14 protein-coding genes and 1 pseudogene are annotated in these 16496 nt (G+C 59.0%); 4 read left to right on the top strand and 11 right to left on the bottom strand.

What is annotated here, in order from left to right; translation table 11 throughout:
* Positions 1-224 precede the first annotated feature (224 nt).
* Positions 225-1109 (top strand): non-homologous end-joining DNA ligase, encoded by an 885-nt coding sequence (ligD, locus tag V1273_RS17990; protein WP_334362587.1) that lies wholly within the window; start codon positions 225-227, stop codon positions 1107-1109.
* Positions 1110-1356: 247 nt separating this feature from the next.
* Here ligD and V1273_RS17995 read toward each other — a convergent pair whose 3' ends face one another.
* From V1273_RS17995 to V1273_RS18010, 4 genes are all read right to left on the bottom strand, one after another.
* On the bottom strand, positions 1357-1566 hold the full coding sequence (locus V1273_RS17995; protein WP_334410440.1) for a hypothetical protein: 210 nt from the start codon (positions 1564-1566) through the stop codon (positions 1357-1359).
* 329 nt (positions 1567-1895) lie between these two features.
* A complete protein-coding gene (locus V1273_RS18000) occupies positions 1896-2147 on the bottom strand; it encodes a hypothetical protein (protein WP_334362590.1) in 252 nt (83 codons plus the stop codon).
* Positions 2148-2563: 416 nt separating this feature from the next.
* Positions 2564-3226, bottom strand: coding sequence for an SOS response-associated peptidase (locus tag V1273_RS18005; protein WP_334410441.1), 663 nt, complete (start codon positions 3224-3226; stop codon positions 2564-2566).
* A gap of 546 nt (positions 3227-3772) precedes the next feature.
* Positions 3773-4795, bottom strand: a complete 1023-nt coding sequence (locus tag V1273_RS18010; protein WP_334410442.1) for a GTP cyclohydrolase II — start codon at positions 4793-4795, stop codon at positions 3773-3775.
* A 232-nt stretch (positions 4796-5027) separates the two neighbouring features.
* On the opposite strand from V1273_RS18010, the gene V1273_RS18015 reads away from it, so the two are divergent.
* Positions 5028-5873 carry a RibD family protein gene (locus V1273_RS18015; protein WP_334410443.1) on the top strand — a complete coding sequence of 282 codons (846 nt, stop codon included), beginning with the start codon at positions 5028-5030 and terminating at the stop codon, positions 5871-5873.
* 129 nt (positions 5874-6002) lie between these two features.
* Here V1273_RS18015 and V1273_RS18020 read toward each other — a convergent pair whose 3' ends face one another.
* The 4 genes from V1273_RS18020 to V1273_RS18035 form a co-directional block, all read right to left on the bottom strand.
* Positions 6003-6404: a 6-pyruvoyl trahydropterin synthase family protein gene (locus V1273_RS18020; protein WP_334362595.1), complete on the bottom strand. Its 402-nt coding sequence runs from the start codon at positions 6402-6404 to the stop codon at positions 6003-6005.
* A 9-nt stretch (positions 6405-6413) separates the two neighbouring features.
* Positions 6414-7118: a zinc-dependent alcohol dehydrogenase gene (locus tag V1273_RS18025; RefSeq protein ID WP_334410444.1), complete on the bottom strand. Its 705-nt coding sequence runs from the start codon at positions 7116-7118 to the stop codon at positions 6414-6416.
* A 431-nt stretch (positions 7119-7549) separates the two neighbouring features.
* Positions 7550-8617: a glycosyltransferase family 4 protein gene (locus tag V1273_RS18030; protein ID WP_334362597.1), complete on the bottom strand. Its 1068-nt coding sequence runs from the start codon at positions 8615-8617 to the stop codon at positions 7550-7552.
* Positions 8618-8717: 100 nt separating this feature from the next.
* A complete protein-coding gene (locus V1273_RS18035; RefSeq protein ID WP_334410445.1) occupies positions 8718-9728 on the bottom strand; it encodes a class I SAM-dependent methyltransferase in 1011 nt (336 codons plus the stop codon).
* 145 nt (positions 9729-9873) lie between these two features.
* On the opposite strand from V1273_RS18035, the gene V1273_RS18040 reads away from it, so the two are divergent.
* The gene (locus V1273_RS18040; RefSeq protein ID WP_334410446.1) at positions 9874-10824 is read left to right on the top strand and encodes an EamA family transporter; all 951 of its coding nucleotides are present in this window, start codon (positions 9874-9876) and stop codon (positions 10822-10824) included.
* Positions 10825-11171: 347 nt separating this feature from the next.
* Positions 11172-11392: pseudogene (locus V1273_RS18045) on the top strand (DUF892 family protein); the annotation flags it as partial.
* A 90-nt stretch (positions 11393-11482) separates the two neighbouring features.
* On the opposite strand, the gene V1273_RS18050 reads toward V1273_RS18045, so the two are convergent.
* From V1273_RS18050 to V1273_RS18060, 3 genes are all read right to left on the bottom strand, one after another.
* Positions 11483-12340, bottom strand: coding sequence for an SDR family oxidoreductase (locus V1273_RS18050; protein WP_334410447.1), 858 nt, complete (start codon positions 12338-12340; stop codon positions 11483-11485).
* 226 nt (positions 12341-12566) lie between these two features.
* Entirely contained in the window at positions 12567-13664 is a 1098-nt protein-coding gene (locus V1273_RS18055; RefSeq protein WP_334410448.1) for a glycosyltransferase family 4 protein, read from the bottom strand.
* Between the two features lie 32 nt (positions 13665-13696).
* Positions 13697-14938 carry a glycosyltransferase gene (locus tag V1273_RS18060; RefSeq protein ID WP_334410449.1) on the bottom strand — a complete coding sequence of 414 codons (1242 nt, stop codon included), beginning with the start codon at positions 14936-14938 and terminating at the stop codon, positions 13697-13699.
* Positions 14939-16496 lie beyond the last annotated feature (1558 nt).

Genomic DNA, 16496 nt, shown 5'->3' on the forward strand with positions numbered 1-16496 from the left:
TGCGGCCATAACGCGCGATGTCCGCGCCTGAGGATAAAACGGGCAATCCGCGATTAGGCCATGACGCCTTTGAACCAGCCGAGTGTCTTCGAGCCCCCTGATAGCAAGGTAGTGGCAGAAGCGATCACGCCCCCTGATTGTTCGAGATTTCGGAGAACTGCGCAAGAATGCTCGCTTTCCGGCGGGCTTTTTTGTGAGTTGAGTTATTGCCAAAGCAAATTCAGATGCCGGGGTTCATTAAGCCCCAGCTTGCGACGCTGAGGTCGACGGCGCCGAAGGGCGACCAGTGGCTTCATGAGATCAAATTCGACGGCTATCGCGTTCAGGTCCATGTCAACAACGGTCGCAAGAAAGTCTATACCCGCACCGGGCTGGACTGGACCAAAAGGTTCTCTGTCATTGCTGGCGCCCTCGATATTCCGGGTCAAGCCATCATCGATGGAGAGGTGGTTGTCATACTTGAGGGCCGCACCAACTTTTCCGAACTCCAAGCCGAACTTGCCGCCGGCAGACAAGATCGTTTGGTCTTCTATGCATTCGACCTCCTCTGGCGCGACGGAGAGGTTCGCAGCCGACCGCAGATCGAACGCAAGCAACGCCTTCTGGACCTGCTCAGCGAAAACGACATCGAACTTCCGGTCCTGTTTTCCGAGCACCTCGTCGGCGACGGACAGAAGATGTTTGAGCATGCCACCAAGTTGAACTGGGAAGGCATCATTTCTAAGCGGGCTGACGCCCCGTATCGGTCGGAGCGAAATGAGAACTGGCTGAAGATCAAGGCCGTGCACAAGGGCAAGTTTCCCGTCGTCGGCTTTGTCAAAGACCCTAGCGGCGTGGCCGCGCTGTACCTCGGCAAACAGGAAGGCAAAGAACTGGTTTATATGGGCAAGGTCGGGACGGGTTGGTCTCGCACTGTTTCCAGCCAGATCAGAAAACAGCTTGATACGGTGGTCAGTCCCAAGTCCAAGCTGACCCGGCCCATCAGAAAACCGAAGGCGACATGGGTCGAACCGAAGTTCTTCGCTGACGTCGAGTACCGAGACATTACATCGGAAGGTCTACTACGTGCCAGCTCGTTCAAAGCATTGTCGCGTGATAATAAATCATAATTGTCCCATCTGCTTCGGAGTTGGATGGGTATGCGAAAATCATCCCCAGCGGGCTTGGAGCGATGAACTGGGCTGCCAGTGCGGGGCGGGCATGCCCTGTGAGTGCGTCAGTGCTGACGGACTTGAGGAACCTGACATCAGCCAAGTCCTCGAAGCCCCGTCAACGCGCCACTAGCGCCGCGCGGTCTTCCGACGATTGTATGGTGAGCGGTTCACCGGTCTCAGGGAAATCCCCTCGCGTTGCGCCTTACTGGTGATCGACGCGGGAGGACGCTGCATCTTGAGACTGATAAACGCCGGTTGGCGTGTTGGCTTTAGCAAACGAGCGAAGCTGCTTTATTTCCTTATCGCTCCACGGCTGGCGCGAGCGGCGTTTATACTTCGGGTTTGCTTTGCGCTGTCCCTTCTTGCCGATCGGCGATCCGGGCCGCTTCGATGCTGATCTTGTCGCTGCCATGAGCACCTCCAATGGAGGTTAAGGCACGGATCGGCCTAACGGTTCCCTACTTTTATAGAACGCTTTGATGGCAGGTAGGGCGAATGACACCCTGTGATCCGATGGCCGTCGCGGTAGATTGACGTTAGGTACACGGGCGACTTCTGCTGTTCGCATTCATGGCCCGCTCAACGTCGTCCGCCAGTTGACCCAGATGCTTGGCTAGCCGGTCGAACATTTCGCGTTTAGTCCCATCGGTTGCTAGGTCCCGGATCAGCCGCATCGGTCCGAAGCTTCTCCAGAGAGGCCTGATAGTCCTTCACTTGCAGTCCCCTTGCCAGTTCAGGCCGCTAGGGTTCGGCCCTACTTTTTCGGATCGAACCCAAATTTTCTAGTGCCTTGGGCGGCTGTAGTCCGGGAGATCGAAGCCAATCGTTGATGTGAGATGGCTTTTCGGCCTGTCGGGCGCGCCGCAAAAGCAATTCCCTGGCAGTGCTTCCGGCAGGTTGCTTTTCCGCGGCCTCTTTAAATTTATTCGCCTCTTCCGCCAGCAGCTCTTCAAAGGTCACCGTGTGTTTTGATGCGCTTACGCTTTTAGCCATGCGGTCCCCTCCCCATCGCTAATTACACATCGCTTCTTCCACCCCGTCTGTCCGGTGGCCGACAGAAACAAATCAGCGCATCGCTCGCTCAATCGTGAATGCCGCAACGCGAAGCCCTTCGGGTTCAAATCCGAACCGTGATGTTGCCGCAACCGTTATAAGGTAGCAGGGACGGAGATCATGATGAAGCGCCGTCGATTTAAACAGACCGGTTCTCTTGAAGAGCGTCTCGCCGAACGTGCGAACGAGATCAGGGCACAGGCTGAAGCTCTTCCCCCGGGTAGCATCGAGCGTGAGCGATTAGAGCTGCAGGCAAGGCAAGCTGACACTGTCTCTCATATCAACGAGTGGCTGACCTCACCCGGCCTACAGCCTCCGAAATAGTCGAATTGCCCCGTCGGACGGCAGCGTAACATTCATGCAGCAGCCTTGTCCTCCTTGTCAGCTCCGCGTGCAACGATCTTGATCGCATCGTCGGGCATCGGTCGCTGCAGCGCCTTGGCCTCGTCCCACGGCGCTCTCATCCAAACGTCTCGTTCCTCGTCGGTCTGCAGGATGACCGGCATAGCTTTTGGATGGATCGGTTCGACAACGGCGTTCGGCGACGTGGTGAGAAATCCATAGACGTTGTGTGGACCGGGGATCGGCTTCGACTTCGTGCCGCGGTCGCCCTTGAACTCCGTCCAGATGCCCGCGAAGCAGGTCAGCGGCCGATCGTCATTGATCGCGAACCAAACAACGTCCTTCTTCTTCGTCTCCGGATTGGGTTCAGGTGCGTACTCGGCAAAACTGTTGAACGGCACCAAGCAACGGTTTTCCGGCTTCAGCCAACCTCGCCAATGCGGCGACGACGTATTGCGAATATTGGTAACCGGCGGCCCGCCAGTGCGCGGCGGTGGCGGCATGCCCCAGCGCATCATGACTACCTCGCGTTCGGTGCCCGAATTGCGCACGACCGGCGCCGGATAATCGGGAAACACGCCCGGCATCGGCGGTAGGTTGCCGACATAGCGATTCATCACGCGGAAGAACGCGCGGATGGCTTCTTGGTTTGTGGTGATGCTGTAGAGATTGCACATGTGGAGAACTGCCGCGATAGATGGTTCCCGCTAGTCTCGATCAGTACGCAAGTCTCTCAGCTTTCGCATGTAGTAGCCCTGCCTTTGAAGCGCTGACCTAATCTCATCGCTGACCTTGACAACCCTCTTCTTGCTCTTGCGCCATTTTCCCAGCGTCGCAACAGGCGGTATCGGGCATCCCTTCTTCACAACGAGCAGATCACGTCTGGTGTTAAAATACACATCCATATGTCTATCTCCCAAAAAACGACCGAACTTATCGTTTGTGAGCAGAGCATGGGTTACCGAAACGCAACACCAAGCCATTGTTGTGCGCCTTCCTAATTTACCGCTGGCAGGGCGCGCAGTGATGCGCTTGACCAAGGTAAAGCGGCGCAGGCCCGATGAGCCAGCTAGGTCTCGTGGATTGCTCAGGGGCTTTGGCGACGCTGTAATTGCCAGCCATGAGCACCAAGAAACGTGAGGTCATCTGGGGCGGCCGGATCATGGGCGCGGACCCATACGCGAAATGCAGACAGCCGCTCTCTCGATTACCTCGTCGGCCGGTCAATCCCCGCGCTCACTCCGGCAGTCCGGCTGGAGATCGCCCCTGAGATGGTGACCGGAGCGTACCGCCTTCGTCGTTAGGTACCGCTTGTTGTGGGGGATGACCGGCGCTTCCAGCGCGACGCGGGCAGCGATCTCGATTCCGGCTTTTGTGAGCCCATCGAGCTTGGCCGGATTGTTGGTGAGCAGGACGATCCGCGTGCAGTTCAGGGTTCGCAGCATCAACGCAGCAACGCCATAGTCGCGCTCATCGTCTTCGAAGCCGAGGATCGTGTTGGCATCACGCGTATCGAGCCCGCCGTCCTGCAGTCGATAGGCTCTCATCTTGTTCGCAAGGCCGATACCGCGGCCTTCCTGCGCCATATATAGAATGACGCCGCCGCCGAGGCTTTCTAGATGAGCGAGGGCCAGCCGAAGCTGGTCGCCACAGTCGCATCGCCGCAAGCCGAACACGTCTCCGGTCAAGCATGCCGAATGAAGCCGAACCGGCACCGGTTGGGTAAAATCTGGCTTTCCGACTATGATGGCGACCTGGTCCACGCCGAGAGCATCCCGAAACACGACAAAGCGAGCCGCTCTGCCCGACGCCAGTCGAATCGTTGCTTCGCTCGCGAGCGCAAGTGTATTCGTCGCGTCCGCGGCAAACCGATTGACCCCGTCCGCTTCGACCGTAGCGATCAACTGCATCAGGTCGTCGTCGAGGTTCGGCAGCACGTCCGCTACGAGAGCCGCCGGAAGGCTGCGGCTCAATTTAGCGAGCCGGATTGCCGCCATGGCGGCATGACTTGCAGCCTCCGCCGTTCCTGCAAAATGCCCCTCGTTTTTGGCGCTGGCAGCGAGGTTGAAGATGGTGCTCACGCCGACTGCTCGGGAAAGTGGTAACGCCATTGCGGTCGATGTCTTGATGCCGATCGAGCGCGCTCGCTGTTGCGTGACGACGAGTTTCAGCGCGTTCGGACTGCACAGGACCGCAAAATCATCCAGGCGTTGTTCGTCAAGCCCGTCGACGGGCAACGCGAGCAAGGATTCGCCAGGTGCGCTAATACGAATCGGTCTTCGCGCCTGCAGCTCGCTTAACGCGCGACTGACATTGAGGCATTCCTTGTTGCCAAGCAGGGCTGAATTTGCAGACGAATGCGCGGCGCTCATTCGCGGGTGACCTTCTTTACCGGGCGCGTTCGTAGAACACCGAAAGTCCTGAATCATTCCGCTAGGAATCAGATGGATTTTTGCGGCCGAGTGGTCGATAGTAGCATTGATCGTTCACAGGTTCCGAATTTTGATCTCTGCCGTGCAGTTTGGCAAATTACGCACCCGTGAATTCGCGTCTCCTGATGCATGGGAGAGCTTTGTCCAGCGTTTTCGTAGAGGGCAGCAGCCCCTTCCTCGAGCCTGGGCGGATCTGTTTGGTCCGTTGCGTAACGGGGAAGTGGACGATCTCGTGATCGTAGGGCAGGTCGGCCAATCGCTCGATGGACGCATCGCGACGGCTACTGGCCATTCAAAGTATATCAATTGTCCGGCTGGCATTGAGCACCTTCACCGGCTGCGTGCGCTCGTCGACATTGTCGTCGTTGGCGTTCGCACGGCCGTCGCTGACGACCCGCAATTGACGGTCAGACAAGTAGCTGGCCCTCAGCCGGCGCGCGCCGTGATTGATCCAAGAGGCCGCCTTGGGGCCAATGCGAGATTGTTCGCCGATGATGGTGTTCGCCGACTGCTAATCACGGCAGAGGGCACACGTTGTACGCCACCTCCCGGCGTTGAAGTTGTGACCTTGCCGGCCGAACATGGAAATATAGCTCCGTCCGCCATCGTAGCCTCGCTGACGCGGCTAGGGATGCGCCGCATGTTGATCGAGGGCGGCGCTGATACCGTTTCGCGCTTTATCGCGGCCCGGTGTCTCGATCGCCTGCATATCACCGTTTCGCCCGTCATGTTGGGCGCCGGTGGTCCTGGCATCCAGTTGCCGCCGCTCGAGCGGGCCGATCAAGCTCACCGTATGCCAGTGCGCGTGCACATGATCGAGGATGATGTTCTGTTTGATTGCGATCTCTCGGCTCAGCGCGTGGCGCTCGGTGTGGCAAAGAAGTCGACGTGACCTACGCGCAACGCTGAAGCGCATTTACTGACTGCGGCTTTCGTCTGGCCAGCCAGTGGTCGATTTCGGGGGGCGGATAGCGGTTCGTTTTCACACACGGAGCTGACGGGCACGGCGAAGACGACGTAATCACCATAAGGGTGCCTCGTACTGCGCGCGGGCGACGTGTGACTCCGAGAGCGTGATGCGCAGGGCCTTGAGCTCCCGGCCGGGACGGCCGAGTTCGCCAGCTCGGGCCGGCTTCGCCAGTTCGTCGAAAATATACTTGGACAGAAATTCCGTAGTAGTGTTGCTACCCTTGAACTCGGGCACGTCGTCGAGATTGCGGTAGTTGAGTGGCACCAGCACCGCCTTAAGCGCATTGTGGGCGCGGCCGATGTCGATAACAATTCCATTGTTATCGAGGGTGTCCGCGATGAAGGCTGCATCGACTACGAAGGTCGCCCCGTGCAACGTCTGCGCGGGCCCGAAAACCGCGCCCCGGAACGAATGAGCGATCATGATGTGGTCGCGAACTTCGACGGTAAACAAGGCAGCTCCTTACGAATAGATGACGGGTTGGCAGAGTATGCCGGTCTTGGCGTCGAGAATTCCCGGCAGTTGATGCGGCAAATCGCCAAACGCAACCGCCGGCGCTAGCAATGCATCGAGCCGTTGATCATTGAGCAGTGCGATGGCGGCCGCAAGACGGCGGACGCACGTCCAGCGCGGACGGTGCGATTGAGCTACGCGCCCCACTTGGCTCGATATCAGCCGAAGCCGGCGGCTATGGAAGGGGCCGCCAAGCATTGCGGTCACTGCCGCGTCACCATACCAACTCATCTCGAGCACAGTAGCCTCGTCTCCGCCCAGTTCGAGCGCCATTCGTAGTCCGTCGGGCGAACCGCTGGCATGAACGATGAGGTCGCAGTCACCCCTTGCTTTCCCGGGTTCCGCGAAACTAACCCCGAGTGTTCCTGCTAATTTCGCCCGGCCTGGATTGATATCGACAAGGGTGACGTCCGTACCAGGAATCCGCCCGCACAGATACGCGACGAGAGAACCGACCGCGCCAGCCCCTATGACAGCGATGCGGTCGGCTGGTGCCGGTGCAGCGTCCCACACGCCGTTGAGCGCGGTTTCCATGCTGGCCGCCAGCACTGCACGTCGCGGCGGCACGTCCTCCGGAAGCGCGACCGCTGCGCTCGCAGGGATGTTGAAAGCGGTCTGGTGTGGGAAGAGCGCGAAGACGTTCTTACCCTGCAAGCCGCCTTCGCCGCCCTCGACTCTTCCGACGGGCGGCGTAGCCGTACTTGACGGGAAAGGGAAAATCACCCGCCATGAAGGGCGCGCGCATCCTCTCGAATTCGCTGACGGGTACGCGCCCGCCAAACACGAGTGATTCAGTGCCCCGACTGATTGCGCTATAGATGGTTTTCACGCGTACTTCGCCCGCGCCGGGCGGAGCCATCTCTTCCCGGCGAATTTCGACCTGTCCGGGACCGCGATACCATAGGGCCGAAGCGATATCGGCATTCGCACTAACAGCCATTTTCTAAGATCTCAAACTGGACTTCTCGGCGGCTTGACATGCGATAGTCTGCACCGCCCGCCGGCGAATGAGAAGCCATAACCCTCCTTGCTACTGCGACGTGCGCGCGCTCACCGAGCAAGCTGGATCTACGTGCCCCCAACTCTTAGCCGATCGTCTCGATTGCGCTGGCAAACAGTCGGGCGGAATCTTGCCAAGTGGGGAGCTGAGCCGCTGCCGTGCGAGCATTCGCGGCAAGCCGCCGCCGTTCAGGCGGATCGTCGATCAGACGGCGCAGCGCCTGCGCCAATGCGACCGTGTCCTCCGGAGCCACCAGCAGCCCTGCCTCCGCCGGCACTGTATCGGGGATTGCGCCCGCTCTGGTAGATACGACCGGAAGACCGTGCCCGATCGCTTCGGCGAGCGCCATCCCATACCCTTCGAAACGCGACGCAAGAACAAATATGTCGGATGCCAAATAGAGTTCGATGATGCGCTCAGGCGGCACGGCGCCCAGCACCTCGACCCTGTCGCTGAGGCCGTAGGCCTCGATGTCGGCGTCAAGCTGCGCGGCGGCGGTCGGGTTGCGGGTCCGGTCACCCGCGATCGTCAGCCGCCAGGGCTTGTCGGCAAGCGCGACCAGAGCAGCGATCAGCAGATCGTATCCTTTGTCCGGTACCACCGAGCCAATCGAGAGAAGCCGAACGACCCCATCCTTGCTGCCAGGCGCTGACGGAACTGGATCATTACCCGGTCGGACCACGCTGACGCGCTGAGCCGGGACGTCGTAATCAGCGATCACAATCCGGGCGGTTGCCTCACTCGTGACCACGACCTGCGCGGCAGCGGCGAGCGCAGCGCGCTCGCTCTCGCGGAACACGTCTGCCTGCGTTCTGTCTAGACCGGCGTGCAGAGCAAGCGGTTGGTGCACCAGCGCGACGAGCGGTGTGCGGGATCGGAGCGCGCCGGCCTCTGGCAGGGTCCCAAACGCAAGCCCATCGAGGACTATCGGGCAGCCGGCCGGCACCGCAGACAGTATCGCCAGCGCGCTCGCGCGCTGCGCGATGCTCGGGAACGGAAAGCTGTCGCCTATGTTGGCGACATCGACGCGCCATCCGAGCCGCCGAAGCTCCTGGACGATGCGTCGATCATAGCGATAACCTCCGGTCGGCGTGGCTAAATCGCCCGGCACGGCGAACGCAACGTGCAGTTCATTGCATGGAAACGTGCGCACGGTGCGGATCCGGCGATGGTTGCGTAAGGTTAGACGGATTTGCGCAAGCCGCAAGCCGAACAATATGCCTCTTCATGGCGCCATTCCTTTCGCCGCGCCGCTAGGAAGGTTTCGCTTCCTTCCAGGCGCATAGTGAGAGGCCGCCGCGAAAAGAACCCAATCGAGCGTGTCGCCCGATCACATCAAGCATGGTGAGCAGTCGCGCAACGAGGGCGGGCACGTCTCCTTTGGGAATAAACGTCCAGGGAACAGAGCGACTGCGGCGAAACCCAGCTTGAGCCAGCAGCACGGAAAATTCTTCGCGAGTCAGTATTCTGTCACTGGAAAGATGTTTGGTGTCAAACCCCAACACAGGCGCTATCGCCCGATACCAAACGTAATCGGCATTCGGTGTCAGGCAGAAAAAACGGCCACCAATCTTCAGCACCCTATAGATGCCAGCCAACACCGCTCGCTTGTCTAGCATATGCTCGAACGCACCGATACAAATCGCCAGATCGACGGACTCGTCTGCGATTCCGTTCAGCTCCTCGGCGTTGCCCACGTCAAACGTAAGGTTGGCTTTCCAAGCTGAGTTCCGAAGACGAGCGCGCGCCAATGCGATCATGCCCGGCGAGACATCAATCCCGATGCCACGAGCTACTTCAGGGGCAAGGGCGAACAGGTGATGGCCGTTGCCGCAACCGAGGTCCAGCACCACATCAGAGGGCCGGATTCGAGCCAAGTTTCGCACAAGCGCGAGTCGGTATTCGAGCAGTCGTTGCGGATCACCGTGCTGCTCGGGAGATCCTGTTGATGCACATCGATCAAAGAAGGACCTGATATCCGCGGTGTTGCATGAGGGCGTGGTCCTGACACCGCGAAACATTGACCAAGGCCCTCGTCGTTCGGTGCCAAGCGTCTGTTCCCGCAGTGGGCGGCCTGCGAGATCGGCAGGACTAATCGAATTCCGCTTCTGTATCATCGGCATGGCAGTTACCGACTCTAGACGACAAAACAATTTAATTGCTTCGCTTAGGTTCCCCGGATCGAGGTGGGCGCGCCCCATTTGCCTCTCGTTCGGAACCTGGCGCGTCGATGCGATCGAGTTTTCGCAGACGCTGAATGCCACGCCGCATCGCCCGGCAGGGCCGCAAATGCTAGGCTTGAGAGTCCGGAAAAGAATAGGATCAACATCGCAGAATTCTTGGGGTTCGGTTCTGACGCGGTAGAACGCACGAGTGGGCCGTCAATCGGAATCAGCCACAGCCTCCGCCATGGCAGAACTGAAGGCAATTTCTGGCGAAGTGTCGATTATGAGCTGGTTTTTCATCGCCCTGTGTGCGCCATTCCTACTTGCTTGCGCCAATCACAACGACAAGTTTTTGCTGTCGAGATACCTCGAGCAGAAAAGTATCGGATCGATTGTCATACTCTCTTCGCTGTTCAGCGGCGCGGTAATCCCGATCCTGTTGTTCATTCAGCCGGACGTGGACGACGTCAGCTTCGTTCAAGGAACTGCGCTTGTCGCGACCGGGGTGTCGAGCGTCTTCGCCGGTGTTTTCTATCTCTACGCACTCGACATCGATGAGGCATCTTTCGTCACACCTTTTTATCAGACGGTGCCCATCTTTGCTTACTTCCTCGGCTATCTTATCCTCGGTGAAACGATCACGTTTGCTCAAGGATTGGGTTCGTTCGTTATTATTGTTGGTGCACTTGCATTGTCGTTTGAGTCTGGTCGGCGGGGAATGCGGTTCAAGCGAAACGTTGTGGCACTGATGCTGGGTGCTTCTTTCTTGAGTGCGGTCAATGGCGTCATTTTCAAGCTGATCGCCGTGGACAAGGGTTTTTGGGTTTCGCTTTCATGGGGATTCGTCGGCCAAACGATGACCGGTTTGGCTTTGCTGGTCATCGTTCCAAGTTACCGCAGAGATTTTCTCGACCTATTCCAGCAATCGAAAGTCGCCGCTGTTGGCCTCATCGCACTGAGCAAAACATTGTTCAGTGTCAGCGAAGCCGTCACGCTTTACGCGACTCTCCTGGCGCCCGTCGCATTGGTTCTTCTCGTGAATTCGTTCCAGCCACTTTTCGTCTTTGCATTCGGTATCGTGTTGACCCTGTTTTTCCCTCGCGTGGCCAAGGAATCGCTAGATCGCACGAAGATGCTACAAAAGGGCTTGGGAATTTGCCTCATGCTCGTCGGTGGTTACATGATCAGCAGATAAACATCTGACCGAGCTAACGAAGCCACTTTTAGCGGCGCACGAGTCCGGTATCGACTCCATCGTGACGGGCGCGCTGCTCGCGTCCGGACCTGGCACCTTTGAGACATGCCAGCCTATCCTGAGACTGTACGTTCACCGGGGTAGACCGGAAGTCGCCGTGATGCGGCCAAACCGACGCGAATGACCCCAATGTCTGGTCCGGCCGCGCGTTGCAAGAGGTTTCGTCAACCTGGCAGATGCGATCTTGCATCAATGTATCCGGCCTCTGATTGGAGCGTGTGGTGCTCCGAGCCATCATGGACATCAGCGTGCATACGAGCTGATTAGCGGACAGGCCTCGAATGGACGCGGGCGAATCGAAGGACAGGGCCATACTTGATCTGCCACCGTCGCCGCCGCTTGGGCCGTCGATCACTATGAGAGCTGCCGATATGGGACGTTGATAGCCTAGGACGAGGAACTCGGCCATGACGAGATCGTGCGTTTCCTGACCACCAACCTCAATGAGGAAAAGGCGGCGAACACGAAGCTTAATACCATCGCGTTTCGGAAGGGCGTCAACAATCAAGGCGTCGAACGCCGCCTGACTCAGCACGGGCGCCGGTCCGGGGGGAATGGGGACTTGGCGGCGCCTCAAGGAGCCGGCGGGACGCCTTTTTTACAGGAAGGGCTTGCCGCCGGTGACGGCAATCGTCGCGCCGGATACGTAGCTTGAAAGGGGATCGGCCAGCATGACATAAGCGGTCGCCAGTTCGACGGGCTGACCGGGACGCTTCATCGGGACCTGTTTGCCGAAGTTCTTTACGGAGTCCCCAGGCAAGGTGGATGGAATGAGCGGCGTCCAGATCGGCCCCGGAGCAACCGCATTGGCACGAATGCCCTTCTCGGCCAGAAGCTGCGCCAGTCCCGCCGTAAAATTGTGGATCGCGCCCTTGGTCGTTGCATAGGCCAGAAGCGTCGGGTTGGGGACATCCGAATTGATCGACGCCGTGTTGATGATGCAGCTACCCGGCTTCATGTGGCTTATCGCTGCCTTGGTAAGATAGAACATCGCGTGGATGTTCACCTTAAACGTCAGTTCCCATTCCTCGTCACTAATGTCGTCGATCGAGTTGAAGCTGGCCTGATGCGCCGCGTTGTTGACGAGGATATCTATACCGCCCAGCTCCGATACGGCCTTCGCGATGACGACGCGGCATTGACTGGAGGTCTGTAGATCGCCGGGAAGCAGGACGGCCTTTCTGCCGGCTTCCGTCACCAGCCGCTCGGTCTCCCGGGCATCGTCGTGCTCGTCGAGATAGGAGATCAAGACGTCAGCTCCCTCTCTGGCGTAGGCGATGGCAACCGCGCGGCCGATCCCGCTGTCGCCGCCGGTGATGACGGCCTTCTTGCCGTTGAGGCGACCGCTGCCCTTGTAGGACGTTTCGCCATGATCCGGCGCCGGCTTCATCGCGGCAGTCTTGCCGGGCATCGGCTGCTGTTGGTTTGGAAACGGAGGGCGGGGAAAATTCAGCATGGCTGCCCTCTCTCTGATCGCAATTGCCTTCCAACCCCCGTTTTGCAGATTGGTTCCTGCACCGAAGCAGGCGAACGGCGCGCGGACCTCGCGTATCCTCAAGTTGTTGATGGACTACCGCGACGGTTTCGTAATTCTGCTGGACGTCAGAGCGACATGGCCGTTTTTGCTATCCGCGGGGCCGGAATGGTTGGCACGCACGTGGAGACTAGCGGCCGCTTGCCTGTTACGGGGCCGGACGGCTATCGGGCACTGAGGGAACCAAGGCGGGCCTGATGCCGGGATGAACTTCGCTCACATCAGGATGAATCAGTGCCTTGTAGTGGCGAAGATATTCTTCCGCCATGCGCCTGGCGGTGAACCTCTTCTCGAAATGCCCGCGCACCTGGCTTCGATCGAGTTCGGCGAGCCTTCCGATCGCTTCGACCGCTTCTGTTTCATCCGCTACGACAAACCCGGTAATGCCGTTGTCGATGACTTCGGGCACCGAGCCTGACTTGAACGCCATGACGGGCGTGCCGCACGCCATGGCCTCGATCATGACGAGCCCGAATGGCTCCGGCCAATCGATGGGAAACAACAGCGCCGCAGCGCCTGCCAGAAATTGCTGCTTCGCGTCATCATTGACCTCGCCGGTGAGCTGCACCTGCTCGCCATCGATCTGCGGCTCGAGCTGTTCCTTGAAGTAGCTTCTATCGCCGCGTGGGACCTTTGCGGCGATACGAAGCGGCATTTTGGCACCGCGTGCGATCCGGATGGCGGCTTCCGGTCCTTTCTCCGCCGTCAGCCGGCCCAGGAAGGCAAGGTAGGAGCCGGCCTCGAACGAAGGTCGAAACAGGTCGGCCGGCAAGCCATGGTAAACGGTGCCGATCCAGTTGGCCTCGCTTAGGGGAACGCGCTGATTGTCCGATATCGAAACGAACGGCGCGTCGGGAAAGCTGCGGACCACGTCCGGAAAGCCAGGCAAGTCCATGCGCCCGTGGCAGGTGGTTAGAAACGGAACGCCGAGCCGGCTCAGGAGTGGCAGGTGCAGCCAATCGATATGCGCGTGAATGACATCGAATTCGGTTGCATTGCGGGCTACCGCTTCCAATAACGCGGTCTGGGCAACCATCGGGTCGGTCCGCGGGCGGCCAAGGCGAAGCGCCCGAGGCCAGACCGCATGAAGCCGGGCTGACGTTGCCGAGTCCCCGCTGGCAAACAATGTCACCTCATGTCCCAGGCTCACCAGCTCATCGATCAGCCACGCCACCACGCGCTCGGTGCCGCCGTAAAGCTTGGGAGGGACGCTTTCGGCCAGAGGCGCTATCTGGGCAATCCGCATGGGCTTTCTACCATCGAGATCGAACCAAACCGTCAAACCACCGGCCGTTCGTGTTTGGACAGCAGGTCGAGCCAATCCTCCAATAATCGGCTCATCAAAAAGTTCTGCCGCACGCTTTCTTTCGCGCGCGCACCGAGCTCCTCCCGCAAGTTCGGATTCTTCAAGAGCTCGACCATTCTCGCCGCCGCCTGATCGGGCGTGCTCACCAGAAATCCGTTCCATCCGTCCTTGATCTGGTGCCGGATGCCTCCGACGTCGCCGCCGATGACGGCGGCGCCCTTCCACATTGCCTCGGCGACAGTGAGACCAAAGCCCTCGCGGATCGACTTCTGCAGGACCACGGCGGCAGAGCGCTGCAGTGCGTTCACCAGGGTTGGATCGTCGACGCTGAGAACAATGATACCTTCATCGGCGACGCTCTCGATCGTCTCGAGGATTTGTCCGCCCTCGGGATCGTCAGAGGCATTATTGCCGACGAGCACGAGCGTGCAGTCGACCTGCTCTCTCGCCTTGCGGAAAGCCTCAATCACGCCCATCGGGTCTTTCCACCGATCGAACCTGGAAATCTGCGTTACCAGGGGACGATCTGTCGGAATTTTGTAGTTGCCGAGGAATTCCCGTCTCTCGCGGTCGGACATCTCACGGTTCTTCGCCGAGAACGGATCAATCGCCGGGGTGACGAAATGCTGACCGACCTGGAGATGCTGACCGTATTCGGGCAGCGAAAAGATAGTTGCGTTATATTGCTCGATGAACTGGCGCAGATAAGTCCAAACCGATGCGTGCGGCGACGACAGATCGACGTGACATTGCCAGAGCCACGGCATTTCCCGATCGGAAAAATGCGTGATGAGCGGCAGAGGCTGAGGATCATGCACGATGACTGCGTCGCAGTCGTCAAGATGAAGCCGCGTGGCATTTTCGAACACGACCTCTTCGTAGATCGTCTTTTCAGCGTCGGAAAACTCCAGGCTGGTGCCCTGCAGCGTATTGTGCAGCTTCTTGGTGCAGCCAAAGAAGCCCGGCGTTCCCTGAATCAAATGCCAGTCGGTTTCGATGCCGGTCGCATTCATCATAAGCGTGAGCGGCGTGAGCAGTTCGGTGACGCCTCCGCCGTAGAATGTCGAACTGATATGGGCGACGCGCATCGTGCGCACCCGATCCGCCTTCGCCGCGATGCGCTCGACCGTCGCAGCGCCGATGAGCGGCTCGTACTGTTCGAGCGTATGAAGCCCGAGAGTGGACCGTTGAACGGCGGAGCTGAGCATAGACATCGAAGGGTCGCCCTACAGTTCTCGAGCGCGGGAACGCGGCCTCGTCGGATTTTACAAACTCCGCAAACTTGCAACGGCACAGGAAAAGTTGATCAGCGCCCCTCCAGGACGCTTCTTCCATTTTTTCCCATGCAATAAGTCTGGAAGCGCCAAGAAGTTTCTCCGGCTGGAGGTTGGTCGAGAAGTTGAACTAGATGAACATTTGTTCATCGCGCTTATTGGACGAGTAATGGAGCTGCTCGAAACGTGTTGATCCCGATCGCATGATACCTTGGCGCTCTCAGCTACTGTGGCGACTGAGCTGCGACCCGACCAAATCGAGCTCTGCCGTGGGGTGCATGCCGCTCGGCGAAACAATGCGCATGCTCAAATGCGATTGGACACGACTCGATCGAAGTCGTGCCACCGCGATCCTGAATTGGAAGGCGAGAACGAGCAGGCAGAGGATTTCGCGCGACCGCTCGACGGGCAAGTCCTTAGTTGAATTCTGCGGGCGACCCTGACGTTTGTTTTCAGTCGATCCCGGGTCGCGCGAGCGCCGCCCCGACAGGTTCCAACTTGCGATATCTGTTGCCGTTGAACCTCTGACGCACCGGGAAAAATGGGAAACTTCCAAAGACAACTTGAGTTGCTGTCAAATCGGACGTGCCGATTTCCGGCATCCGGCTTTCCGACCGGATTCGCTGCAGGTCACGCGGCAGTCGGCCAAGATGCACGCGGCGATGCCGCAGCACGCTAAGGGTTCCCAGTGGGTCACACTTATTGGAGTTGGAGGATGGTCGATGAAGTTCTTCGAAAGGCGGTCGACACGGCTTGGACCGTCTATCTGGCGACGCATCGCGACGTCGACGTTGCGGACGGTCGACGATGCCTATTGGAGCGCCATTTGCGAGAGAGGTTGGAGGCCAGCCAAAGCGAGACTGAAGAACTCACGTGTTCTGGAATCGCCTATCTTGACCGGCTTCCCAGGGACGAATGATAAAGCGGATAGAATTTTGCTGCTCGGACAGATAGCAGCAGGAAGCGCGAGACCGGATTGGACATTGCTCGCCCTTTCGTCGCTGCTATCAGCGACGTTGGTCCTGGCAATGCAATCCATTAGTAGATGAAGGCGCGCGCCAGCCTTCGCTCGCAAGTTGCCGTACGAATTAGGCAGCTCACTGGCTTCATCGTCTCGCGCGAGTGCGCCAACGTTTCGAAGAGCTCTTCTCAGCGCACCGGATGGCGCGAGCGTACCGGCCGCTCGTGCAAGCTTGTGAGTGAGGATCGTCCCCTGCGGGAAAATCCGACCCCGGGCAGACCGATTGAATGCATTGGCTAGTTATCTGCGCCCGACCAGAACACCGACCAAGAACGCTATAGTGACTGCGTGTAGGGGCGCTTCTTGAGTCCAACGCGCCAAGCGGTCGAGAGGCGCACCTGGGTGCCGGCCTGCTTCGACGGCGTTGGCGGACTGAGTGGTTTCCTTGACCGTCTGGGTAGCCGCCTGAACGGCCTCTGGCCTGATTGAGCTTGTTTGGGCCATCGATACCACCGATCATCTGAGCTCTCCACGGCA

It is taken from the genome of Bradyrhizobium sp. AZCC 1721 (genome assembly GCF_036924715.1).
Lineage (GTDB): Bacteria > Pseudomonadota > Alphaproteobacteria > Rhizobiales > Xanthobacteraceae > Bradyrhizobium.

Bases quoted from the DNA above. Each gene is read 5' to 3' on its own strand.
- ligD (WP_334362587.1), top strand. From the start codon at position 225: ATGCCGGGGTTCATTAAGCCCCAGCTTGCGACGCTGAGGTCGACGGCG.
- V1273_RS17995 (WP_334410440.1), bottom strand. From the start codon at position 1,566: ATGGCAGCGACAAGATCAGCATCGAAGCGGCCCGGATCGCCGATCGGC.
- V1273_RS18000 (WP_334362590.1), bottom strand. From the start codon at position 2,147: ATGGCTAAAAGCGTAAGCGCATCAAAACACACGGTGACCTTTGAAGAG.
- V1273_RS18005 (WP_334410441.1), bottom strand. From the start codon at position 3,226: ATGTGCAATCTCTACAGCATCACCACAAACCAAGAAGCCATCCGCGCG.
- V1273_RS18040 (WP_334410446.1), top strand. From the start codon at position 9,874: ATGGCAGAACTGAAGGCAATTTCTGGCGAAGTGTCGATTATGAGCTGG.
- V1273_RS18050 (WP_334410447.1), bottom strand. From the start codon at position 12,340: ATGCTGAATTTTCCCCGCCCTCCGTTTCCAAACCAACAGCAGCCGATG.
- V1273_RS18055 (WP_334410448.1), bottom strand. From the start codon at position 13,664: ATGCGGATTGCCCAGATAGCGCCTCTGGCCGAAAGCGTCCCTCCCAAG.
- V1273_RS18060 (WP_334410449.1), bottom strand. From the start codon at position 14,938: ATGTCTATGCTCAGCTCCGCCGTTCAACGGTCCACTCTCGGGCTTCAT.